The organism is Streptomyces fodineus, from assembly GCF_001735805.1.
GTDB lineage: Bacteria > Actinomycetota > Actinomycetes > Streptomycetales > Streptomycetaceae > Streptomyces > Streptomyces fodineus.
In genome coordinates this window covers 6,778,654-6,801,054 of record NZ_CP017248.1, presented here as the reverse complement: position 1 = coordinate 6,801,054, position 22,401 = coordinate 6,778,654, and the positions used below count along the sequence as shown (strand labels likewise).

At 72.0% G+C, this 22,401-nt stretch carries 22 protein-coding genes; 13 read left to right on the top strand and 9 right to left on the bottom strand.

Annotation, left to right across the window (positions count from 1 at the left end; translation table 11 throughout):
* Positions 1 to 14: 14 nt before the first annotated feature.
* From BFF78_RS29120 to BFF78_RS29100, 5 genes are all read left to right on the top strand, one after another.
* Positions 15 to 1,232, top strand: coding sequence for a PucR family transcriptional regulator (locus BFF78_RS29120; RefSeq protein ID WP_069781116.1), 1,218 nt, complete (start codon positions 15 to 17; stop codon positions 1,230 to 1,232).
* 89 nt (positions 1,233 to 1,321) lie between these two features.
* Positions 1,322 to 2,275 (top strand): ACP S-malonyltransferase, encoded by a 954-nt coding sequence (locus tag BFF78_RS29115; protein ID WP_069781115.1) that lies wholly within the window; start codon positions 1,322 to 1,324, stop codon positions 2,273 to 2,275.
* A 10-nt stretch (positions 2,276 to 2,285) separates the two neighbouring features.
* Complete coding sequence (locus tag BFF78_RS29110; RefSeq protein WP_069781114.1) at positions 2,286 to 3,317, top strand: ketoacyl-ACP synthase III; 1,032 nt, start codon at positions 2,286 to 2,288, stop codon at positions 3,315 to 3,317.
* Between the two features lie 81 nt (positions 3,318 to 3,398).
* Positions 3,399 to 3,647 carry an acyl carrier protein gene (locus BFF78_RS29105; protein ID WP_018545314.1) on the top strand — a complete coding sequence of 83 codons (249 nt, stop codon included), beginning with the start codon at positions 3,399 to 3,401 and terminating at the stop codon, positions 3,645 to 3,647.
* An 85-nt stretch (positions 3,648 to 3,732) separates the two neighbouring features.
* On the top strand, positions 3,733 to 5,004 hold the full coding sequence (locus BFF78_RS29100) for a beta-ketoacyl-[acyl-carrier-protein] synthase family protein (protein WP_069781113.1): 1,272 nt from the start codon (positions 3,733 to 3,735) through the stop codon (positions 5,002 to 5,004).
* 62 nt (positions 5,005 to 5,066) lie between these two features.
* On the opposite strand, the gene BFF78_RS29095 is transcribed toward BFF78_RS29100, so the two are convergent.
* A complete protein-coding gene (locus tag BFF78_RS29095) occupies positions 5,067 to 5,561 on the bottom strand; it encodes a DUF3145 domain-containing protein (RefSeq protein ID WP_030341287.1) in 495 nt (164 codons plus the stop codon).
* A 275-nt stretch (positions 5,562 to 5,836) separates the two neighbouring features.
* On the opposite strand from BFF78_RS29095, the gene BFF78_RS29090 reads away from it, so the two are divergent.
* Both BFF78_RS29090 and BFF78_RS29085 read left to right on the top strand, forming a co-directional pair.
* Entirely contained in the window at positions 5,837 to 6,724 is an 888-nt protein-coding gene (locus BFF78_RS29090; protein ID WP_069781112.1) for an SGNH/GDSL hydrolase family protein, read from the top strand.
* A 26-nt stretch (positions 6,725 to 6,750) separates the two neighbouring features.
* Positions 6,751 to 7,725, top strand: a complete 975-nt coding sequence (locus BFF78_RS29085) for an aldose epimerase family protein (RefSeq protein ID WP_069781111.1) — start codon at positions 6,751 to 6,753, stop codon at positions 7,723 to 7,725.
* Here the strand turns inward: BFF78_RS29085 and BFF78_RS47445 are convergent.
* Together BFF78_RS47445 and BFF78_RS29075 are read right to left on the bottom strand one after the other, a co-directional pair.
* Positions 7,722 to 8,672, bottom strand: a complete 951-nt coding sequence (locus tag BFF78_RS47445; RefSeq protein ID WP_193433555.1) for a hypothetical protein — start codon at positions 8,670 to 8,672, stop codon at positions 7,722 to 7,724. The genes BFF78_RS29085 and BFF78_RS47445 overlap by 4 nt on opposite strands.
* 139 nt (positions 8,673 to 8,811) lie before the next feature.
* Positions 8,812 to 11,253: a glycoside hydrolase family 3 protein gene (locus BFF78_RS29075; RefSeq protein WP_069781109.1), complete on the bottom strand. Its 2,442-nt coding sequence runs from the start codon at positions 11,251 to 11,253 to the stop codon at positions 8,812 to 8,814.
* Positions 11,254 to 11,376: 123 nt separating this feature from the next.
* Between BFF78_RS29075 and BFF78_RS29070 the strand changes: the two genes are divergently transcribed.
* Positions 11,377 to 11,940 carry a TetR/AcrR family transcriptional regulator gene (locus BFF78_RS29070; protein WP_099054952.1) on the top strand — a complete coding sequence of 188 codons (564 nt, stop codon included), beginning with the start codon at positions 11,377 to 11,379 and terminating at the stop codon, positions 11,938 to 11,940.
* Positions 11,941 to 11,953: 13 nt separating this feature from the next.
* On the opposite strand, the gene BFF78_RS29065 is transcribed toward BFF78_RS29070, so the two are convergent.
* Together BFF78_RS29065 and BFF78_RS29060 are read right to left on the bottom strand one after the other, a co-directional pair.
* Positions 11,954 to 12,340 (bottom strand): RidA family protein, encoded by a 387-nt coding sequence (locus tag BFF78_RS29065; protein WP_069781108.1) that lies wholly within the window; start codon positions 12,338 to 12,340, stop codon positions 11,954 to 11,956.
* Between the two features lie 10 nt (positions 12,341 to 12,350).
* On the bottom strand, positions 12,351 to 13,175 hold the full coding sequence (locus BFF78_RS29060) for an NAD(P)-dependent oxidoreductase (RefSeq protein WP_069781107.1): 825 nt from the start codon (positions 13,173 to 13,175) through the stop codon (positions 12,351 to 12,353).
* 59 nt (positions 13,176 to 13,234) lie between these two features.
* Here BFF78_RS29060 and BFF78_RS29055 point away from each other — a divergent pair, with 59 nt between their 5' ends.
* On the top strand, positions 13,235 to 14,170 hold the full coding sequence (locus tag BFF78_RS29055; RefSeq protein ID WP_227025962.1) for a LysR family transcriptional regulator: 936 nt from the start codon (positions 13,235 to 13,237) through the stop codon (positions 14,168 to 14,170).
* Positions 14,171 to 14,465: 295 nt separating this feature from the next.
* On the opposite strand, the gene BFF78_RS29050 is transcribed toward BFF78_RS29055, so the two are convergent.
* Positions 14,466 to 15,257 (bottom strand): EI24 domain-containing protein, encoded by a 792-nt coding sequence (locus BFF78_RS29050; RefSeq protein WP_069781106.1) that lies wholly within the window; start codon positions 15,255 to 15,257, stop codon positions 14,466 to 14,468.
* 16 nt (positions 15,258 to 15,273) lie between these two features.
* Complete coding sequence (locus BFF78_RS29045; RefSeq protein WP_069781105.1) at positions 15,274 to 15,711, bottom strand: MarR family winged helix-turn-helix transcriptional regulator; 438 nt, start codon at positions 15,709 to 15,711, stop codon at positions 15,274 to 15,276.
* A gap of 112 nt (positions 15,712 to 15,823) precedes the next feature.
* On the opposite strand from BFF78_RS29045, the gene BFF78_RS29040 reads away from it, so the two are divergent.
* Positions 15,824 to 16,852 carry an NADP-dependent oxidoreductase gene (locus BFF78_RS29040; RefSeq protein WP_069781104.1) on the top strand — a complete coding sequence of 343 codons (1,029 nt, stop codon included), beginning with the start codon at positions 15,824 to 15,826 and terminating at the stop codon, positions 16,850 to 16,852.
* A 105-nt stretch (positions 16,853 to 16,957) separates the two neighbouring features.
* Positions 16,958 to 17,377 (top strand): organic hydroperoxide resistance protein, encoded by a 420-nt coding sequence (locus BFF78_RS29035; protein WP_069781103.1) that lies wholly within the window; start codon positions 16,958 to 16,960, stop codon positions 17,375 to 17,377.
* A 78-nt stretch (positions 17,378 to 17,455) separates the two neighbouring features.
* Here the strand turns inward: BFF78_RS29035 and BFF78_RS29030 are convergent, their stop codons facing one another.
* On the bottom strand, positions 17,456 to 18,607 hold the full coding sequence (locus tag BFF78_RS29030) for a serine hydrolase domain-containing protein (protein WP_069781102.1): 1,152 nt from the start codon (positions 18,605 to 18,607) through the stop codon (positions 17,456 to 17,458).
* A 432-nt stretch (positions 18,608 to 19,039) separates the two neighbouring features.
* Entirely contained in the window at positions 19,040 to 19,921 is an 882-nt protein-coding gene (locus BFF78_RS29025) for an SCO2400 family protein (RefSeq protein WP_079161525.1), read from the bottom strand.
* A gap of 200 nt (positions 19,922 to 20,121) precedes the next feature.
* Between BFF78_RS29025 and BFF78_RS29020 the strand changes: the two genes are divergently transcribed.
* Both BFF78_RS29020 and BFF78_RS29015 read left to right on the top strand, forming a co-directional pair.
* The gene (locus BFF78_RS29020; protein WP_069781101.1) at positions 20,122 to 21,279 is read left to right on the top strand and encodes a mandelate racemase/muconate lactonizing enzyme family protein; all 1,158 of its coding nucleotides are present in this window, start codon (positions 20,122 to 20,124) and stop codon (positions 21,277 to 21,279) included.
* Positions 21,276 to 22,280 carry a zinc-dependent alcohol dehydrogenase gene (locus BFF78_RS29015; RefSeq protein WP_069781100.1) on the top strand — a complete coding sequence of 335 codons (1,005 nt, stop codon included), beginning with the start codon at positions 21,276 to 21,278 and terminating at the stop codon, positions 22,278 to 22,280. Before BFF78_RS29020 ends, BFF78_RS29015 begins: the two co-directional genes overlap by 4 nt.
* The last annotated feature ends 121 nt before the right edge of the window (positions 22,281 to 22,401 follow it).

Genomic DNA, 22,401 nt, shown 5'->3' with positions numbered 1-22,401 from the left:
GGCAGTCTTGTCCCGTGCCCGAACCCGAATCCCGCAGCAGCGAACCCCACGCCGATCGCCACCCGCGCGACGTCCACCCGCATGCCGCGACCCTCAGGCGGCTGGAGAAGTCCTCCGGGTCCCTCGCCGCGCAGGCCATCGCGCGCATGGACGAGACCCTGCCGTGGTACCGGGCCATGCCCCCGGAGAACCGTTCCTGGATCGGGCTGGTCGCCCAGGCGGGCATCGCGGCCTTCACCGAGTGGTTCCGGCACCCGGACGCCCCCCAGGCGATCTCCACCGATGTGTTCGGGACCGCGCCGCGCGAGCTGACCCGGGCCATCACGCTCCGGCAGACCGTGGAGATGGTGCGCACCACCATCGAGGTCATGGAGAGCGCGATCGACGAGGTCGCCGCCCCCGGGGACGAGCGCGTGCTGCGGGAGGCGCTGCTCGTGTACGCGCGGGAGATCGCCTTCGCCACCGCGCAGGTGTACGCCCAGGCCGCCGAGGCACGCGGTGCCTGGGACGCACGGCTGGAGTCCCTCGTGGTGAACGCCGTACTGAGCGGGGAGGCGGACGAAGGGGCCGTGAGCCGGGCCGCGGCGCTCGGGTGGAACTCGCCGGAGCATGTGTGCGTCGTGCTCGGGACCGCGCCGGACGGGGACAGCGAGCTGACCGTCGAGGCCATCCGGCGGGCCGCCCGGCATGCCAAGCTCCAGGTGCTCACCGGGGTTCTCGGGGACCGGCTCGTCGTCATCGCGGGGGGCAGTTCCAATCCGCTGGCCGTGGCCAAGTCGCTCATCGGGCCCTTTGCCGCCGGGCCGGTCGTCGCGGGGCCCGTCGTCACCGATCTGCTGGCCGCCACGCGGTCCGCGCAGGCCGCCGCCGCGGGCCTGAAGGCGTGTTCCGCCTGGCAGGACGCCCCGCGGCCGGTGCTGGCGGACGATCTGCTGCCGGAGCGCGCGATCGCGGGCGATCCGAGCGCCCGCGAGCAGCTGGTGGAGGAGATCTACAGACCGCTGGAGGAAGCGGGGTCCGCGCTGCTGGAAACCCTGAGTGTCTACCTGGAGCAGGCGAGCAGTCTGGAAGGCGCGGCCCGGATGCTCTTCGTTCACCCGAACACCGTGCGCTACCGGCTCCGACGTGTGACTGACGTCACCGGATGGTCACCTTCGGATGTACGATCCGCCTTCACATTGCGGATCGCCCTCATCCTCGGGCGTCTGGCCGACGGCGAGACCCAGACATAGGGTTTTGTCGGGGCCCCACAAAAGCCCTTCGTGTTCTTCGTCCCTGTCCCCACGGGCGGCCCCGGCCGTCCCCAAGAGAGAGTGTGAGAGTGCTCGTACTCGTCGCTCCCGGCCAGGGCGCCCAGACGCCCGGCTTCCTGACTCCCTGGCTCGACCTTCCCGGTGCCGCGGACCGCGTCGCCGCGTGGTCGGACGCCATCGGACTGGACCTGGTGCACTACGGCACCCAGGCCGACGCCGACGCCATCCGCGACACCGCGGTGGCCCAGCCGCTGCTGGTCGCCGCCGGAATCCTGTCGGCCGCGGCACTCGGTGACATCAGCGAGATCGCCCCCGGCGCCGTCGCCGGTCACAGCGTCGGTGAGATCACGGCCGCCGCCTTCGCGGGCGTGCTGGACGAGGCCGCCGCGCTGGGCCTGGTCCGCAAGCGGGGGCTGGCGATGGCGGAAGCCGCCGCGACCACCGAGACCGGCATGTCGGCGCTGCTCGGCGGCGACCCGGAGACCTCCCTCGCGCACCTGGAGAAGCTGGGCCTGACCCCGGCGAACATCAACGGCGCGGGCCAGATCGTCGCCGCGGGCACGCTGGAGCAGCTCGCCGCGCTGAGCGAGGACAAGCCCGAGGGCGTCCGCAAGGTCGTCGCACTGAAGGTCGCCGGCGCCTTCCACACCCGCCACATGGCTCCCGCCGTGGAGACGCTGGCCAAGGCCGCAGCGGACCTGACCCCGGCCGACCCCAGGGTCCGTTACGTCTCCAACAAGGACGGTCAGGCCGTCGCGACCGGCGCCGAGGTGCTTCAGCGGCTGGTCGGCCAGGTCGCCAACCCCGTGCGCTGGGACCTGTGCATGGAGACCTTCAAGGAGCTGGGCGTCACCGCGCTCGTCGAGGTGTGCCCGGGCGGCACGCTGACCGGCCTGGCCAAGCGCGCGCTGCCCGGCGTCAAGACGCTGGCCCTGAAGACCCCCGACGACCTCGACGCGGCCCGCGCGCTCATCGCAGCAGCAGCCGATTCTGCCGCTGACGCCGCGAGCGCCGACGCCTAAGGAGCCGTACATGGCAAAGATCAAGCCCAGCAAGGGCGCCCCGTATGCGCGCATCCTCGGTGTCGGCGGCTACCGGCCGACGCGGGTGGTGCCCAACGAGGTGATCCTCGAGAAGATCGACTCGTCCGACGAGTGGATCCGCTCGCGCTCCGGCATCGAGACCCGGCACTGGGCCGGTCCCGAGGAGACCGTGGCCGCGATGGCGATCGAGGCCTCCGGCAAGGCGATCGCGGACGCCGGCATCGACGCCGAGCGCATCGGTGCCGTGGTCGTCTCGACCGTGTCGCACTTCAGCCAGACCCCGGCCGTCGCCACCGAGATCGCCGACAAGCTGGGCACGGACAAGGCCGCCGCCTTCGACATCTCGGCCGGCTGCGCGGGCTTCGGCTACGGCCTGACCCTCGCCAAGGGCATGGTGGTGGAAGGTTCCGCCGAGTACGTGCTCGTCATCGGCGTGGAGCGGCTCAGCGACCTGACCGACCTGGAGGACCGGGCCACGGCCTTCCTGTTCGGCGACGGCGCCGGCGCGGTCATCGTGGGCCCCGCGCAGGAGCCGGGGATCGGCCCGACCGTGTGGGGTTCCGAGGGCGACAAGGCCGAAACGATCAAGCAGACCGTCCCCTGGAACCGGTTCCACATCGGTGACGTCGGCGCGCTGCCCCTGGACAGCGAGGGCAACGTCAAGTTCCCCGCGATCACGCAGGAAGGCCAGGCGGTGTTCCGCTGGGCCGTGTTCGAGATGGCGAAGGTCGCCCAGCAGGCGCTGGACGCGGCCGGGATCACCCCGGACGACCTGGACGTCTTCATCCCGCACCAGGCCAATGTGCGGATCATCGACTCGATGGTGAAGACCCTCAAACTGCCGGAGCATGTCACGGTCGCCCGGGACATCCGCACCACCGGCAACACCTCGGCCGCCTCGATTCCGCTCGCGATGGAGCGGCTTCTGGCGACCGGGGAGGCGAAGAGCGGCGACACCGCGCTCGTCATCGGATTCGGGGCGGGTCTCGTCTACGCCGCCACGGTCGTTACCCTCCCCTAGGCACTCCGTGCCGGATCTCGTGATCGGGCACGGCTGCAATTGCCACAAACCGTCTGGAACATCGAAGAAGGAGCGCCTGACATGGCCGCCACTCAGGAAGAGATCGTCGCCGGTCTCGCCGAGATCGTGAACGAGATCGCCGGGATCCCCACCGAGGACGTCCAGCTGGACAAGTCCTTCACCGACGACCTGGACGTCGACTCGCTGTCCATGGTCGAGGTCGTCGTCGCCGCCGAGGAGCGCTTCGACGTGAAGATCCCGGACGAGGACGTCAAGAACCTCAAGACCGTCGGTGACGCGACCGACTACATCCTCAAGCACCAGGCCTGAGCCACCCCTTAGGCCCCAGGCTGCAAGGCCCCGCCACCCGGCGGTGGCGCCGTAGAATCCCGCATCCGTTGGAGAAAGAATTCCCGTGAGCCCGACCAATCGCACCGTGGTCGTCACCGGTATCGGCGCAACCACACCGCTGGGTGGCGACGCAGCCTCGACCTGGGAGGGTCTGATCGCCGGCAAGTCCGGTGTCAAGCCCCTGGAGCAGGAGTGGGCGGCCGAGCAGGCCGTCCGTATCGCGGCTCCGGTCGCCGTGGAGCCCACCGAGGTCATCCCGCGGCCGCAGGCCCGCAAGCTGGACCGTTCGGCGCAGTTCGCGCTGATCGCCACTCAGGAGGCCTGGAAGGACGCGGGCTTCACCGGGAAGGCCGGTGAGGACGGCAGCGTCGACCCGGACCGTCTCGGCGCCGTCATCGCCTCCGGCATCGGTGGCGTGACGACGCTGCTCGACCAGTACGACGTGCTCAAGGAGAAGGGCGTCCGCCGCGTCTCCCCGCACACCGTTCCCATGCTGATGCCGAACAGCCCCTCGGCCAACGTGGGCCTGCTCGTGGGCGCCCGTGCGGGCGTGCACACGCCGGTCTCCGCGTGCGCCTCGGGCGCCGAGGCCATCGGCTACGCCATCGAGATGATCCGCACCGGCCGCGCCGACGTCGTCGTCGCCGGCGGTACGGAGGCGGCCATCCACCCGCTGCCGATCGCCGCGTTCGGCAACATGATGGCGATGTCCAAGAACAACGAGAACCCGCAGGGTGCCTCGCGTCCCTACGACGTCGACCGCGACGGCTTCGTCCTCGGCGAGGGCGCCGGTGTGCTCGTCCTGGAGTCCGCCGAGCACGCCGCCAAGCGCGGGGCGCGGGTGTACGCCGAGGCGGTCGGGCAGGGCATCTCCGCCGACAGCCACGACATCGTGCAGCCGGAGCCGGAGGGCCGCGGCATCTCGCACGCGCTGCAGAACCTGCTGGACAACACCCACCTGGACCCGGCCGAGATCGTGCACGTCAACGCGCACGCCACGTCGACGCCGGCCGGTGACATCGCCGAGCTGAAGGCGCTGCGCAAGGTGTTCGGCGACGACGCGGACCACTTCGCGGTGTCCGCGACCAAGTCGATGACCGGGCATCTGCTCGGTGGCGCGGGCGGTGTGGAGTCGGTCGCGACCGTGCTCGCGCTGTACCACCGGGTGGCGCCGCCGACGATCAACGTCGAGAACATCGACGCCGAGGCGGAGGCCAACGCCGACATCGTCCGGGGCGAGGCCCGCAAGCTTCCCGTCGAGGGCCGTATCGCCGCGCTGAACGACTCGTTCGGCTTCGGCGGGCACAACGTGGTCCTGGCGTTCCGGACCATCTGAGAACGTGAGTGAGGGCCCCTGCCGGACGGCAGGGGCCCTCACTCGTGCCCGGATACGGAAACTCACACCACCTGGTGCAGCCAGCGCACCGGCGCTCCCTCTCCCGCATAGCGGAACGGCTCCAGTTCGTCGTCCCACGGCTTGCCCAGGAGCTTGGCGATCTCGGCCTCCAGGTCCGTCTCTCCCCGCTGAGAGCGCGTCAGCGCCGCGCGCAGGCGGTCCTCGGGGATGAGGATGTCGCCGTGGATGCCGGTGACGGCGTGGAAGATGCCGAGGTCGGGGGTGCAGCTGTAGCGCTCGCCCTCGGCGGTCGGGCAGGGCTCGGCGGTGACCTCGAAACGGAGCAGGTGCCAGCCGCGCAGCGCGGAGGCCAGCTTGGACGCCGTACCGGCCTCGCCCTGCCAGGAGAACTCCGAGCGCCAGGTGCCGGGGGCCGCGGGCTGCCGGATCCAGTCGAGGTTGACGCGCGTACCGAGCACCCCGGCGACGGCCCACTCGACGTGCGGGCACAGCGCGCGCGGCGCGGAGTGCACGTACAGAACTCCACGTGTCGTCACCGGAACCTCCGGGCAGAGCGGGACATCTTGCGGACTGGCTGGCGGCAGTGGCACGACGGCCGCGCTGATGGCGAGGCTACCCTGCGGCGGTGCAAGGAGTGTGACGTACCGTCGGTCCCCGTGTCAGGAAACCCCCGCCATTCACCCAGGGGGACGCTTGTACGGGGGTGCTCCGTTCCAAGGCGCCCGCTCGGGAACCCTCGCACGTTGTTATGGGGGGAAGCAGAAACGAAGACCCGGTGGCACCGGGTTCGACGACGAGGGGACCAGCAGGGATGCGGAAGCCGAGCAGCCGTGCGCGAGCCGGCCTCGCCGTCGTGACGGCCGCCGTGCTCGGCGTCGCCGGATGCGATGCCGGGGGCGGGAGCTCGCCCGGGGGCACCAAGGCGCGCGCCGCCAGACCCGCGCCGCTGTGGAACCCCCGCCCGGACTCGATCGCCGCGGTCGGCGACTCCATCACCCGCGGCTTCGACGCCTGCACGGTCCTGTCGGACTGCCCCGAGGTGTCCTGGGCGACGGGCAGTGACGCCAAGGTCGACAGCCTCGCGGTGCGGCTGCTCGGGGTGGCGGGCGCGGCGGAGCGCAGCTGGAACTACGCGGTGACCGGCGCCCGTATGGCGGACCTGCCGGACCAGATGTCCCAGGCGGCGGGGCGCGGCCCGCAGTTGGTGACGGTGATGGTGGGCGCGAACGACGCCTGCCGGTCCTCGGCGCGGGCGATGACCTCGGTGAGCGACTTCCGCGCGGACTTCGAGGAGGCGCTGCACACGCTGCGTGCGGCGTCGCCGAGGACGCAGGTGTACGTGGCGAGCGTGCCGAACCTGAAGCGGCTGTGGTCGCAGGGGCGGACCAATCCGCTGGGCAAGGAGGTGTGGAAACTCGGCATCTGCCCGTCGATGCTGTCCGACGCGGACGATCTGACGGGCGCGGCGACGCTGCGCCGGGAGAAGGTGCAGCAGCGGGTGGTGGAGTACAACAGGGTGCTGAAGGAGGTCTGCGCCAAGGACAGCCGATGCCGCTTCGACGGAGGCGCGGTCTACGACTACCGCTTCGGCACCGACCAGCTCAGCCACTGGGACTGGTTCCACCCCAGCAAGGACGGCCAGGCCCGGCTCGCGGCGATCGCGTACCGGACGATCACCGCGGCCGGTCCGGTCGCGTAGGGCACCGATCGCCTAAAATTCTCCACATGAGCGAACTTTTCGGCACACTTTCCGACGGCACCGCGGTCCACCGCTGGACGCTGGACCGCGCCGGGACACGCGTGGAGGTCCTGACGTACGGCGGGATCGTGCGGTCGGTTCAGGTGCCGGACCGGGAGGGCCGGACGGCGGACGTGGTGCTGGGCTTCCCCGGACTGGACGGCTATCTCGCGCACCCGGAGCCGTACTTCGGCGCCCTGGTCGGCCGGTACGCCAACCGGATCGCCCACGCCCGGTTCCCGCTGGACGGCGGGGTCTACGCCCTGGAGCCGAACAGCGGCCCGAACTCCCTGCACGGCGGCGTGCGCGGCTTCGACAAGCGGGTGTGGGCCGCGGAGCCCGCCGGGCGGCACGGGGTGCGGCTGCGCCGGGTGAGCCCGCACGGGGAGGAGGGCTTCCCGGGCCGCCTCGAGGTGTCGGCGACGTACACGCTGGACGCCTCCGGCGCCCTGCGGATCGCCTACGAGGCGGTCACGGACTCGCCGACCGTGATCAACCTCACCAACCACAGCTACTTCAACCTGGCCGGCACGGGCCATGCGGGCGGCCACGAACTGCGCCTCGCCGCCTCCCGCTTCACTCCGGTCGACGCGGACCTGATCCCGACGGGTGCCCTGCAGGACGTGACCGGCTCCCGTTTCGACTTCCGCACGTCGCGCAAGATCGGCTCGGGCTACGACCACAACTTCGTCCTGGACAAGGGCGTGACGGCCACCCCGGCGGAGGTCGCCGAACTCCACGACCCGGCCTCCGGCCGCACCCTGACCCTGGCCACGACGGAGCCGGGCCTCCAGCTGTACACCGCCGAGCATCTGACGGAACCGTTCGCTCCGGGCGACGGCGTCGCCTTGGAGACCCAGCACTTCCCGGACTCGCCGAACCGGCCGGAGTTCCCGGGCACGGTGCTGCGACCGGGCGAGGTCTTCAGGTCGGAGACGGTGTACGGGTTCGGGGTCCGTTAAGAGGTCTCGCCCCGCATCCGCTTCGTCGCGTTGCCCAGCAGGGACATCGCGCCACCGCAGATCAGCAGGGTGGCGCCCCCGGCCACGATCGGTCCCGCCGAGCCGCCCTTGATGCCCTCACCGGTGACCGTCGTGGCCAGCACAAAGATGATCGAGTACAGGCTCCGCCCCACCTTCGCGCCGGCCGGAATCACCTGAAGCAGCTGGGGGATGGTGGTCGCGGCGGCCAGCGCCATCCCGAACGGCAAGGCCGCGCCCAGCGAAAGCGCGCCGAAGCCGAGGGAGTTGCCGTACGCGCCCCAGCCGGCGCCCTTGTAGAGCAGGTAGCCGGTCGCGGCGAGGGAGAGCAGGACCAGCAGGCCGTTGAGGTAGGCGGCCTGCGTCGCGGCCTTGCGGGCGCCCGGCAGATGCGCGGCCGGGGAGCGCCAGGCGTCCGCCGTGATCAGCCGCAGCTGCCGCTTGAGGGCCCGCATCTGCATCAGCGAGAAGACGCCGAAGGCCAGCAGGGCCAGTCCGGCGAGCGCCACGAGAAATCCGAGGGGCTTCTGCGTGAGCCCGTAGTGGACACCGCCGAAGGTGAGCGGGATGCCGAGCACCATGCCGTACGCCATGGGCTTGGACTTCGCCTGAATCTTCAGCGCGAGGTCACGCTGGGCCGGGGTGAGGTTCGGATCCAGCCGCATCCGGCCCTCGTCGAGGTGCTGGGCGGGCGCATGCGCGGCCTGCTGGGGCGGGTAGGGCTGCTGGGGCGGGTAGGGCTGTTGCGGCGGGTACGGCTGCTGCGGGTATCCCTGTGGCGGATACGGTTGCTGCGGCGCGTAAGGCTGCTGCGGATACGGCTGTTGGTACTGCGGCGGCTGCCCGTACGGACCCGTCGGCTGCTGCTGGCCGTACGGACCCGCCAGCTGCTGCTGGCCGTACGGCCCTGGCTGCTGGCCTGGATACACGATCTCTCTCCCCCGTGCCGTGCCCCGGTGTCTTCCGGTGTGCGCGGGCCGGGAGTCTGCCATACGCGCCGCAGGCGACGAGCCCCGGTCCAGGGGTCAGGTCCCGGACCGGGGCTGCTCGTGGGGGACTTGTCCCGGATCAGACGTTAATCGGCGCGGCGAGCCTGCGGTCCACGATCGAGCGTCCGGCGGCGATCTCGTACGAACCCTTCACAAACGCCCACGCGTTCGCCTTCTCGTCCCAGACCTCGAAGGTGCGGCGCGGGAGGGTGACGGTCACCTCGACGCTCTCGCCCGCGGCGGCCTCGGCGGAGGCGAAGCCGGCCAGCTGCCGGGCCGGGCGCTCGGGGTCGGGCGTGGCCGGGGAGACGTAGACCTGGACGACCTCCCGGCCGGGCCGGGTGCCTGTGTTCCGGATGCGGATGCGGGCGGTGGTGCCGTCGACGTCCAGGGACTCGTACGTCCAGTCGGTGTAGCCGAGGCCGTGTCCGAAGGGGTATGCCGGGGTGCGGCCGGCCTTCTCCCAGGCGCGGTAGCCGATGAACACTCCCTCGGTGTAGGGAAGTTCGCCGTCGGCGGGCACGACCCGGGTGACCGGGGCGTCGGCGAGGGAGCCCCAGGTGGTGGGCAGCCGGCCGCCGGGCTCGTGGGCGCCGGTGAGGACGTCGGCGAGGGCGGCGCCACCCTCCTGGCCGGGGAACCAGCCGAGCAGGACGGCGGCGACCTCCTCGCGCCAGGGCAGTTCCACCGGGGAGCCGGAGTTGACGACCACGACCGTGTTCGGGTTGGCGGCGGCGACCGCGCGGACCAGGTCGTCCTGGCGGCCGGGGAGCGTGAGGTCTCTACGGTCGAAGCCCTCGGACTCCACGCGGTCGGTGGTGGCGACCATGACCACGGCCGTGTCGGCGTTCCGCGCCACCCGGACGGCCTCGGCGATCAGCTCGTCGGGGTCGCGCTGCGGCTCGCGGTGGGCGAGCGCGAAGGTGACGACCTTCATCGGGATGTCGTCGGGGAGCTGGACGACGTAGGTGAGGGAGACGTCGACCGGTTCACCCGCGGTGAGTTCCGCCTGGGCGCGGGGGACGGGGGCGCCGAAGAAGGCCTCGAAGGGGTCGTCCTTGTCGGGGCGCTGGACGTCGTCGAAGTACGTCGTCCCGTCGATGGTCAGGGTGAAGGCGCCCGTGCCCTTGATGCCGAAGGTGTGCGGGCCGGTCGCGCGCGGGGTGAAGGTGCCGGTCAGCTCGACGGTGTGCAGGCTGTCGTGGGTGACACCGTCGGGCAGGTCCGAACCCATCCACTGGATCAGCCCGCCCGGGGCCGAGCGGGTGCCGATCACGTTCCCGTCGGCGTCGCGGCAGGCGGCCCGGAGGCTGAACCCCTGGTCGGCGACGGCGAGTTCGGTGGCCGGGTCGGCGCCGACGGCGTAGCCGAGGGCGCCCTCGGGGAGGGCGGCGGTGAGGCCGTCGAGCGGGGAGACGATCCGGGCCGGGAAGACGGTGGCGGAGCCGCCACCGAGGACGCGGGCGTCGCGGGCGGCGGCGCCGATCAGGGCCACGGTGCCGTTGGGCTTCAGCGGCAGGGCGGCGTTCTCGTTGCGGACGAGGACGAAGGAGCGGCGGGCGATCTCGCGGGCGAGGGCCTCGCCGTCGACGGGCGCGGGCGGGTCGGCCACGACGGGTTCGGCGCCGTCGAGGATCCCGACGCGGGCGGCGAGCCGCAGGACGCGCCGTACGGCGGCGTCGACGGTGGCCTCGGCGACCTCGCCGTCCCGCACGGCCTGCGCGAGTGCCGGGCCGTAGACGGTGCGCGGCCCGGGCATGGCCACGTCCAGGCCGCCGTCGATGGCGCCGACCGTGTCCCGGGCGGCCATCCAGTCGGAGACGTTGAACCCGTCGAAGCCCCACTCGCCGCGCAGGACTTCGTTGACCAGGTGGTGGTGCTCGGTCATGGTCGTGCCGTTGACCGTGTTGTAGGCGGTCATGATGCCCCACGGGTGGGCGTTCTCGACGATGGCCTCGAAGGGGGCCAGGTACAGCTCGCGCAGGGCGCGTTCGCCGACCAGGTTGTTCACGGTGAAGCGGTCGGTCTCGGCGTCGTTGGCGACGAAGTGCTTGACGGTGGTGCCGACGCCGCCGGACTGGACGCCGGACACATAACCGGCGCCGATGACACCGGTCAGGTACGGGTCCTCGCTGTAGCACTCGAAGTGCCGGCCGCCGAGCGGCGAACGGTGCAGGTTGACCGTCGGTGCGAGGAGCACGTGGACGCCCTTGCGCCGGGCTTCCTGAGCGAGCAACACGCCTGCCCTGCGGGCCAGTTCGGGGTCCCAGGTGGCGGCGAGAGCGGTCGGGGAGGGCAGGGCGACGGAGGGGTCGTCGGCGGTCCATCGCACGCCGCGGACGCCGATCGGGCCGTCGGACATGACCAGGGAGCGAAGGCCGATCTCCGGCAGGGCGGGCAGGGTCCACATGTCCTGGCCGGCCAGCAGCCGCGCCTTGGCGTCGAGGCCGAGCCTGCCGAGGGCGGACTCGACGACCGTCTCGCGGGCCGTGTCGGCCGGGGTGGGCTGGGATCCCGCCATCGCGGTGCCTCCTCGTTGACGTCCGTGCAGGTGCCTCCCATCGTGCATCGGCTACCTGTAGAGCGGTAGGTTTCGTTATCTTGACGTTATATTCCAGGGATGCGGATGCCGTAGGTTGACGACATGAACGCGAGGGTCAGGAGCGAGGAGCGGCGCGCGGAGATCGTCGGGGCGGCGCTCGAGGTGATCGCCGAGCGCGGTTACCGGGGGGCGAGCCTGGCCGCGGTCGCCGAGCGCGTCGGCCTCACCCAGCAGGGCCTGCTGCACTACTTCCCCACCAAGGAAGCCCTGCTGGTGGCCGTACTCCAGGAGCGGGACCGGTGGGACGCGGTGCCGGACACACGATGGCGGGTGGATCTGCTGGCCTCGCTGGTGGAGTACAACGCGATGCGGCCGGCGATCATCCAGACCTTCTCGGCGCTGCTCGGGGAGAGCGTGACGCAGGGGCACCCGGCGCGGGGGTACTTCACCGAGCGGTACACCCGTGTCCGGGAGTCCATGGCGACGGTGCTGCGCACGGAGTACGGGGAGCAACTGCCGAACGGCCTCACCCCGGAACGCACCGCCCCTCTCCTCGTCGCCGTGATGGACGGGTTGCAGTATCAGTGGCTACTGGATCCGGACTCGGTGGACATGCCCGGGGCGTTCCGCGACTTTCTGCGGTTGCTGGGCGAGCCGGTGGACTGAGGGCGGCTCCCTTTCACGAGGGTTGTACGGCCGCCACGACCTCCACCTCCACCCGCGCCTCCGGGCGGAACAGGCGTGGTACCTCGAAGGTCATGCTCGTCGGGGGTGTTCCGTTGAGGAACTGGCGGCGGACGGTGCCGTATTCGTCGAGCTTGGTGATGTCGGTCAGGTAGGTGCGGATGTTGATGACGTCCGCGAGGCTCGCGCCGTGGGAGTTCAGCAGGGCGGCGATCGTCTCGAAGACGCCCCGGGTCTGCTCGGCCAGGGTCGCCCCCTCGGCGATCTGGCCCGAGAGGAACAACAGGGCGCTGCCGTCGGCGTGTTCGACGCGGGCGACCTGGGAGTAGTAGGGGCTGAGGGGCTGTGGTGCGGAGGCGGGACTGTCCAGGGTGATCTGCACGGGGGGTCCTTCAGGCGGTACGGATGAGGTGGGTGGCGGTGCGCGCGATGTCGGCGCGGGCCAGGGCGGGATCGTCCTGGGCGGCCTGCCGGAAGGCCTCCGACACCGCCGCGGTGGCCGGCAGTTCGGTGGTGGCCGTGGCGATCCGCAGGTCCTTCACGGCCAGGTCGGCCGAGAACAGCGCCCCTTCGGCGAAGGCACGCTCGACCGCGCCGCCGAGGGGGCCCGCGCCCAGGGCCGCGCGGGCCGTGTCCCCGTCGAGGCCCAGCGCGGCGGCCAGCCGCAGCGCCTCGGCGACGAGGCCGACGCCGCCGATCACCGCCGTGTTGACGACGAGTTTGAGGGCCGCGCCCGAGCCGAGGGCACCGGTGCGGGTGACCGTGCCGAGGTGCGCGAGGACGGGCTCGACGGCGGCCGTCTCCCCGCCCGCGAGGATGCCGAGCGTGCCCTCGGCGGCCCGGTCCGTACTGCCCATGACCGGCGCGTCGACGAGGGTGACGCCGTCCCCCAGCCGCCCGGCCAGTGCCCGTACGGCGTCCGGCCCGACGGTGGACATCTCGACCCAGGTCACGCCCGGCCGCAGCCGCGGTGCGATGGCGTCGGCGACGGCGGTGAGCGCGTCCGGGCCGGCGAGCATGGTGATCACGACGTCGGCGTCCCGGACGGCTGCGGCGGGTGACGCGGCGAGCGCGGCCCCCTCGGCGGCGAGCGGCTCGGCGCGGGCCGGGGTGCGGTTCCAGACGGTGAGCGGGTGACCGGCCGCGAGCAGCCGGCGGGCCATCGGGGCGCCCATGTGGCCCAGTCCCAGAAAGGCGACCTTCTTCGTCTTGTCCATGCCGTCGACGCTAGGTCCGGGGCGTGCGATGCGACAAGCGAATGTCTAGCATCGCTGCCATGCTGACTTCGCATGGCGAACCGGAGTTCCCCGACCTGTCCACCGTGTGGCTGCGGGTGTTCCTCGAGGTGGCCCGGTCCGGCTCGTTCACCGTGGCCGCGCGGACGCTGGGCTGGACCCAGTCCGCGGTGTCCCGGCAGATCTCCTCGCTGGAGTCCGCTCTCGGCGGCGGTCCGCTCTTCGACCGGCTGGCGCGGGGCGTACGGCTCACCGAGGCCGGCCGGGCCCTGGTGCCGTATGCCGAGGCGGTGTCCGAGTCGCTGGGCGGCGCCGCGCGCGAGCTGGCCGAGCTGCGCGCGGCGGCGGGCGGGCGGCTGCGGTTCGGGGCGTTCGCCACCGCCGACGCGGCGCTCGTCCCGCAGGCGCTGGCCGCGTTCCACGCCCGCCATCCGCGCGTCCGGGTCGCGCGCGAGGAGGGCCTCTCCCCCGGCCTGCTGGACCGGCTGACGGCCGGCCATCTCGATCTCGCGGTGGTCTCCACGACGGGCCGTGCCCCGCTGGAGGCGTACACGCTGCACCACCTGCTCGACGAGACCCTCTACGTCGCCGTCCCCGCCGGCCATCCGCTCGCCACGGCCGACGGGCCGGTACGGCTGGCCCGGCTCGCCGACGCCGACTGGATCGCCGGCAGCCCCCGGCCGGAGGGCACCCTTCTCGACGCGGCCGTGCGGCAGGGGTTCCGGCCGCGTGTCGCACACGTCGTCGCGGAGTGGACGGCCAAGCAGGGGTACGTCGCCGCGGGGCTGGGCGTGACGCTGGTCCCGGCGCTGGCCGCGGCGTCCATGCGGCCGGATGTCGTACTGCTGCCGGTGGACGCCGGGGACGCCCCGCCGCGCGCGGTGTACGCGGCGACGGCTCGGGGCCACTCGCTGACACCGGCGGCACGGGCCTTCGTGGCGGCGCTCCGGGAGGCGGCGGCACGGATCCCGGGCTGAACCGGTGCGGCTGCCGGGCGGGGGGAGTCTCGCTTAACGGCGCCGGCAAGGTGCCGCTGGTCGAACGAGTGCCGCTGCCGGGTGGGCGCCGCCCGTCGGCACGGCTGGCCGCAGCTACGCGGGTGCGGCCGGCCACCGCAGCCACGCGGGTGCGATCCCGCACGCCGGCGGTGCGGCTCGGCGCCCTTGCGGGTGCGGCGGCCGCAGTTCCTCAGGGGCGCGGGGAACTGCGCGATCAGCCACCGGCTCACCCGCAGCCGCGTACGGTCCGGACCGGCCCACCGGGTAGGCGGTGCTACTCCGGTGCGGTACGGGCGATGTCGGCCGCGGAGTCGTCCGTGCTCTCCTCTCCCAGCAGCTCGCGTGCGAGCAGGGTCGCGCCCGCGACCGCGCCCGGCATCAGGAAGACCGCGACGAACGGGATCAGGAAGGCCAGGGCGAGGGGCGTGCCGAAGCCCCAGACCAGGGTTTTGCGGGAGCGGAGGAGGGCGAGCCGGGCGCGGAGTTCGACACCCCGGCGCTGGAGGGCGACGGCGGTGAGTTCCTCGGTGAGGAAGAAACCGGTGACGAGGAAGCCGAGCACCGGGACGACGGTCTGGCCGACGAAGGGAAGGAAGCCGAGGGCGAAGAGCAGGACGCCCCACAGCGCGGCGCGGACCAGCACGCGCAGGCTGTCCCGGCCCGAGATCCACAGCTCGCGCCAGAGCGGCAGCCCGGAGCGTGGGGCGGTGCCGTCGGGCGAGACGTCGGCGTCGACCTGCTCGGAGAGGTTCTCGTAGAAGGGCTGGCCGATCAGCAGGGTGGCCGCCGTGAACGTCAGCATGGCCAGCAGCAGGCCGAGGGCGAACAGGACGGCCGTCACGAAGCCGCGGAACAGGCCCTGCCACGGACTGGCCCAGTGGTCCGCGAACGGGGTCGCCCAGGTGACCGCGTCCTCGCCCCACACGGCGAGCGCGACCAGCGCCGCCGCGTAGAGGACCAGGGCGATCAGCCCGGGCAGCAGCCGGAAGCCGTAACTCCGGCCGTGCCGGGCCATCCAGCGCTGGCCCTTCAGCAGATGGCCGAATCCCGCCCCGAGATCGCGCATGGCGGTCTACCGAGTCTCAGCCGGCCAGCATGCGGCGCAGCAGGTCGCGCAGGGAGCGGCGCTCGTCCGCGGAGAGACCGGCGAGGGGTTCGCGGGCGAAGTGCAGGCCTTCGCGCAGGTCACGGGCGACGCGCACGCCGTCCTCGGTGGCGGCGGCCACCTTCACCCGGCGGTCGTCCGGGTCGGGGCGGCGTTCGACCAGCCCCCGGGACTCCAGACGGTCCACTATGCCCGTGACGTTCGACGGCTCGCACTTCAGCTTCTGCGCCAGCTTCCGCATCGGCAGGGGTTCCACCGAGAGCAGGCTGAGCAGCCGGGCCTGCGGTCCGGTCAGTGCGTGCTCGCCCGCCGCTTCCTCGTAGTCCGCGTAGAAGCGGGCCACGACGTCTCCGATGAGTTCGACGACCTCCATCGTCAGGGCGTCGGGGCGGTGGGTCTTCGGTGGTGTGGCCATGCACCCCATGATACCCCTTTACTTGACAGCCTGAAATATTCAAGCGCATGGTTGTTTCAGGTTCTGAAGTAATCAGGCTCCGAAGCGTTCCGAAGCAAGGAAAGGCGCCGTCATGATCAACCGCGAGTGGCATCTGCTCAGCCGTCCCGTCGGCTGGCCCAAGCCCGAGGACTTCGCCCTCGTCGAGACGCCGGTGCGGACCCCGGGCGAGGGCCAGGTGCTGGTGCGGAACAAGTACCTCTCCGTCGATCCGTACATGAGGGGAAGGATGTCGGCGGCCAAGTCGTACGCCGCCCCCTTCGAGCTGGGCAAGGTCATGCAGGGCGGCGCGGTCGGCGAGGTCGTCGAGTCCCACGCCGAGGGCATCTCCGTCGGCGACCACGTCCTGCACTTCTTCGGCTGGCGTGAGTACGCGGTCGTGGACGCCCAGAACGCCGTCAAGGTCGGCCCGACCGCCGTACCGGCCGTGAAGGTCGAGGAGCAGGACGTCCCCCTGTCGGCCTACCTGGGCGTCCTCGGCATGACCGGCCTGACCGCCTACGCCGGCCTGCTGCGCACCGCCTCCTTCAAGGAGGGCGACATCGTGTTCGTCTCCGGTGCCGCGGGCGCCGTGGGCAGCGAGGTCGGCCAGCTCGCCAAGCTGCTGGGCGCCTCGCGGGTGATCGGCTCGGCCGGCTCCGACGAGAAGGTCAAGCTGCTGGTCGAGGAGTACGGCTTCGACGCCGCGTTCAACTACAAGAACGGCCCGGTGAGCGAGCAGCTGCAGCAGGCCGCGCCGGACGGTATCGACGTCTACTTCGACAACGTCGGCGGCGACCACCTGGAGGCCGCCATCGGCTCACTCCGCGAGGGCGGCCGTATCGCCGTCTGCGGCATGATCTCGGTCTACAACAACACCGAGCCCGCGCCCGGCCCGCGCAACCTCGCCCGGCTGATCCAGACCCGGGGCCGGATCGAGGGCTTCCTGGTCGGCGACCACTACGACCTGCAGCCGGAGTTCGTCCAGAAGGTCGGGCCGTGGGTCGCCTCGGGCGAGCTGAAGTACCGCGAGACGGTCGCCGAGGGCATCGAGAACACCCTGGAGGCGTTCCTCGGGGTCCTGCGCGGCGACAACATCGGCAAGATGATCGTCAAGCTCTGACCGGCCAGGGCTTCTGCTGCGTTTTCGGCATGCGGTAACTTCTTTCCGAAATCCGTCGTCGATCGTGGGCGCGAGTCGCGGCGGACCGAGGAGGAAGACAACCGCATGCCCATCACGCAGTCCGACGTCCTGTACACCGCCGTCGCCACCGCCGAGAACGGCCGGGACGGCCGGGTCGCCACGGATGACGGCCGACTCGATGTCGTCGTCAACCCGCCCAAGGAGATGGGCGGCAACGGCGCCGGCACCAATCCGGAACAGCTGTTCGCCGCGGGGTACTCCGCCTGCTTCCAGGGGGCGCTGGGAGTCGTCGCCCGGCAGGAGGGGGCCGACGTCTCCGGGTCGACCGTCACCGCGAAGGTCGGTATCGGCAAGAACGACGACGGGTTCGGGATCGTCGTGGAGATCTCGGCCAGCATTCCCCACGTGTCCGCCGAGGTGGCGCGGGAGCTGGTGGAGAAGGCTCACCAGGTGTGCCCGTACTCGAAGGCGACTCGGGGCGACATCACCGTGACGCTGGCCTGACGGTCGTCGTTTGAGACAGCGGAGGCCGCACCCTTGGACGTGGGGTGCGGTCTCTTTTCCGCCCCTTCGGGGCGCCCCTCAGCTTGCCAGTGCTGCCTTGTGCACCGCTCTCACCAACGTGTCGTTCTCCGGTGCCGCTCCACCCGGAAACGCCATCCGGCGCCGCGTGTAGCCGTACGCCAGCCCGCTGCGCGGGTCCGCGAAGGCCTGGCTGCCGCCCACGCCGCTGTGGCCGAAGGTGCCGGCGCCCAGGGTGGGGTGCCACATGTCGGCGGTGGCCTGGAAGCCGAGGCCGTACGACTTGTGGGCGCGGGCCACCAGGTCGTAGCCGGCGGAGTGGATCTGGCCGACCTCGGTGATCGTGTCCGGCTTCAGCAGGGGTGGCCGGTCGTCCACTTCGCTGATCGCGGCCGCGTACATCTTGGCGAGGCCCCGCGCGGAGGCCACGCCGCCTGCGGACGCCGGTCCCTTGGCGCGTACGAGGCGGGAGTTGGCGTAGTCCGCCGGCGTGCCCGGCTCGGGGACATGGGTGTTGAAGGCGATCGAGGTCAGGGTGTGCGGGCCGGTCGGCTGGGCGGCCAACAGCGCCTGCTGCTCGGGGGTCGGGAGCATGGGCCGCACCGAGCGGAAGCGGGGCTCCTCGGACTCGGGCAGCCCCAGGAAGAAGTCCGTGCCGTACGGCGCGCGCACCCGCTCCTCGTACACCTCCTGCAGTGTGTGGCCCGTGGCCCGGCGGACCACCTCGCCGGTGAGCGCGCCGATCACCAGCGCGTGGTAGCCGAAGGCGGTGCCCGGACGCCAGAACGGCTTCTGGTCGGCGAGCCGTTCGGCCATCGCGCGGTCGTCGGCCGTCTCCTCGGCGGAGAACCCGGCATCGACCCCGACGAGGCCCGCGCGGTGCGCCAGCAGGTCCCGCAGGGTCACCGCGCCCTTGCCCTCGGCACCGAACTCGGGCCAGTAGTACGTCACTTTGCGGTCCAGCTCCAGCGTGCCGTCCTGCACCAGGAGCGCGACCACCAGGTGGGCGGCGCCCTTGGTGGACGAGAACACGCCGTACAGCGAGTCCGCCTCCGCGCCCGCCCACAGGTCGACGACCTGCCGCCCGTGCACATACGCGCACAACTGGCCCTCGTAGTCGTCCCGTTCGGCGGCGACGAAGGCGGCGAACTCCTCGCGCACCGCCTCGAATCCCTCGGCGACCGTGCCGTGGACGGTGATCTGCTGCGTCATCCGCTCTCCCTCAACTGAGCCGCTGCTGCCCCTCGGCACAACGCCCGTTCCCTGTTCGGACGTTCCCGAGACCGGTACGGCGCGATGTACCTGTTCGACTCAACCGCCCCAGGCGCCCGTGGGTGTCATCGCTGCCCCGGATGGCGGATGGCGCGGGCGGGGCGCACAGCTGCACGGCAGGGCTCAGGTGCACGAGCCCGCCGGCACGGCAACACCGCCCCGCATCGCGAATACCGCCGCGGTGGCGCGCAGCTGCGCGGCAGGGGTCAGCCGCACCAGCCCGCCGGCACACCAACACCGCCCCGCATCGCGAATACCGCCGCGGTGGCGCGCAGCTGCGCGGCAGGGGTCAGCCGCACCAGCCCGCCGGCACACCAACACCGCCCCGCATCGCGAATACCGCCGCGGTGGCGCGCAGCTGCGCGGCAGGGGTCAGGTGCACCACCACAGGAAGCGGGTGCAGGTCCTGGTGGGTGCGGGTGTCGGGGAGGGGTGGGATGTCGGCGGGGCGCTGGACGGGGGGCCGGACGGGCGGGACGTGACGGGGGTGACCGGCGCCTGGGTGGTGCCGGAGCCCGTCGCGGCGGTCGGCCGCGCCTTGCCGGTCTCCTTGGCGGGCGACTTCGAGGCCTTCGGGGACTTGGAGGCGGACGCGGAGGCCGAGGCGTCCGGGGAGGCGGACGCACCCCGGGCCGTGCCGGAGGCGGCCGGGTCGGCGGTGGCGCCGGGGGACGCGGAGGACGTGCCGCCGTCGGCCGCGCTCTGCCCCGCCGCGCCCTTCTGTCCACCGGAGAAGGGCGAGAAGGGCGCGTCCGTGCCCAGTTCGGCGAGGCTGAGGCCGCTCGCGGCCAGGACGAAACCCGCGGCGATCAGCACGGTACGACGGCGCCGGCGCCGGTGTGCGGCGGCCTTGCGGTCGCGTCGGCTGGCGTCGGCGTCGCCGGGGCCCACCGGGGCGCCGCCACGCGCCCTGCGCCGGGCCGCCCGGCCACCGGGCTCCGGGTCCTCTTCTTCGAGAGCGGGCTCGGGGCCGGGCTCGGGCTCGGGCTCGGGGTCACTCGCGGGCTCGGCCTCGGGTTGCGGGTACCACTCCTGGGGGGCGCCGTGCCCCTGGGAAGGGACGTACACGCCGTACTCGGCGTACCCCTCGGACGGGGTGCCGTAAGCGGCGCCGTAGCCCGGTGTCTCACCCGTGCCCGTGCCCACGCGCGCGTACGCGGCCGTCGCTTCCGCGGCGGAGCGCGCGGGTGTGCCGCACCCGGGGCAGGCCAGGGCGCCGTTCAGGTGCCGTTGGCACGGGTCGCAGTAGTCCATGACGCCGGAAGACTAGATTCCCCGCCGGTCAGGTTCCTAGGCACCGATGTGAAGGTTTCGTGGAACACGAAAGAATTCTCGAAAGGCTTGCCGAAACCGTTACCTGTTCGACCCATTGACACCCCCACCGCCCCGTCCTTACTGTCACGCCAGCATTTCGAACGTGTGACGAAATCTCGAACAACTGAGGGGCGACTGCCGTGCGCATCACCGGAATCAGCACCCATGTGGTCGGCACGCCGTGGCGCAACCTGACCTATGTCCAGGTGCACACCGACGAGGGGATCACGGGAGTCGGCGAGACCCGGATGCTCGGTCACACCGACGCGCTGATCGGGTACTTGCGGGAGGCCGAGGCCAACCACATTCTCGGCTCGGACCCGTTCGCGGTCGAGGATCTCGTCCGCCGGATGAAGTACGGCGACTACGGCCGGGCGGGTGAGATCGTCATGTCCGGCATCGCGGTCGTCGAGATGGCCTGCTGGGACATCAAGGGCAAGGCACTCGGCGTGCCGGTGTGGCAACTGCTCGGCGGCAAGGTCACCGAAAAGGTGAAGGCGTACGCCAACGGGTGGTACACGACCGAGCGAACGCCCGAGGCGTATCACAAGGCCGCCCAGGAGGTCGTCGCGCGCGGATACAAGGCGCTGAAGATCGACCCGTTCGGCACCGGGCACTTCGAGCTGGACCACCAGCAGACCCTGTACGCCGTCTCGCTCATCGAGGCCGTACGGGACGCGATCGGCCCGGACGCCGAGCTGATGCTGGAGATGCACGGCCGGTTCTCGCCCTCGACCGCCGTCCGGCTCGCACGCGAGCTCGCGCCCTTCAAGCCCGCCTGGCTGGAGGAGCCGGTCCCGCCGGAGAACCTGAAGGCGCTGGAGAAGGTCGCGGCCAAGGTGGACATCCCGGTCGCCACCGGTGAGCGGATCCACGACCGGATCGAGTTCCGCGAGCTGTTCGACAGCCAGGCCGTGGACATCGTCCAGCCCGACGTCGGTCACATCGGGGGCATCTGGGAGACGCGGAAGCTCGCCGCCACCGCCGAGACGCACTACATGCTTCTCGCCCCGCACAACGTGGGAGGTTCCGTGCTCACCGCCGCCTCCCTCCAGGTCGGCTTCACCTCGCCGAACTTCAAGATCCTTGAGCACTTCAACGATTTCGCCGACGCGGAGATCAAGAAGGTGGTCAAGGGGGCGCCGCAGGTCGTGGACGGGTACTTCCAGCTGTCCGACGCGCCCGGCCTCGGGGTCGAGCTGGACACCGACGCCGCCGCCGAGTTCCCGCAGCAGCAGGCCCGGTTCGACCTGTGGGCCGAGGGCTGGGAGCAGCGCAAGCCGAAGGGGACGAAGTGAGTTCCCAGGTCGTCGTCGAGGCTCCGGGCCGGCACCGGGTCGAGGAGCACACGCCCCGCGTGCCCGGCCCCGGCGAGGCGCTGGTGGCCGTGCACGCGGTCGGCATCTGCGGCAGCGACCGCGAGGTGTACCAGGGCAACCGGCCCGAGGGCTATGTCCGCTACCCGCTGACGCCCGGCCACGAGTGGTCGGGGACGGTCCGCGCGGTGGGCGGCGGGGTGCCCAAGGGGCTCGTCGGGCGCAAGGTCGTCGGCGAGGGCTTCCGCAACTGCCAGGTCTGCGACCGCTGTCACGCCGGTGAGACCACGCTGTGCACCGACGGCTACGAGGAGACCGGGTTCACCCAGCCCGGCGCCATGGCCGCGACGCTCACCCTGCCGGCCCGGCTGCTGCACGTCCTGCCGGACGACGCCGGCCTCACCGCCGCCGCCCTGCTGGAGCCGGCCGCCTGTATCGCGGCGGCGGCGCTCAAGGGCGGTGCCCAGCCGGGCGAGCGGGTCGCGGTGGTCGGCACGGGCACGCTCGGGATGTTCGCCGTGCAGTTCCTGAAGGCCCTCTCGCCGGCGGAGCTGCTCGTCGTGGGGACCAGGAACGACCGGGAGGCGCTTTCTGGGCAGTTCGGGGCGAGCGACTTCCGGCTGAAGGACCAGGAGCTCCCGGACGACTTCGACGTCGTCATCGAGACCGCAGGGTCCGCGTCCGCCGCGCGCACCGCCGCCTCGCTGCTCCGGCGCGGCGGACGGCTGGTCCTGACCGGCATCCCGGCGCCGGGCGCGGACGGGCTCGACCCGACCGATCTCGTCGTACGGCAGCTGGAGGTGCACACCGTCTTCGGGGCGCCGCCGGACGCCTGGGCGCACACCGTGCGGGTGTTCGGCGCCGGGCTGCTCGACCCGCTGCCGCTCATCACGCACGAGCTGCCGCTGACCGAGTTCGCTCAGGCCATCGAGTTGGTCGGGGCCGGCGATCCGAAGGTGGGCAAGGTGCTGCTCCGCCCCTGAAGACGTACGCCGGTCGGGGCGTGACCTGACGGCGCCCTGACCGGCGTACCACCACGGCCGCTTCTTTCGCCGTGCCACCCGGGCCGACTTCCGCTCCGAGCCGCGAACCTCGTCCGATATA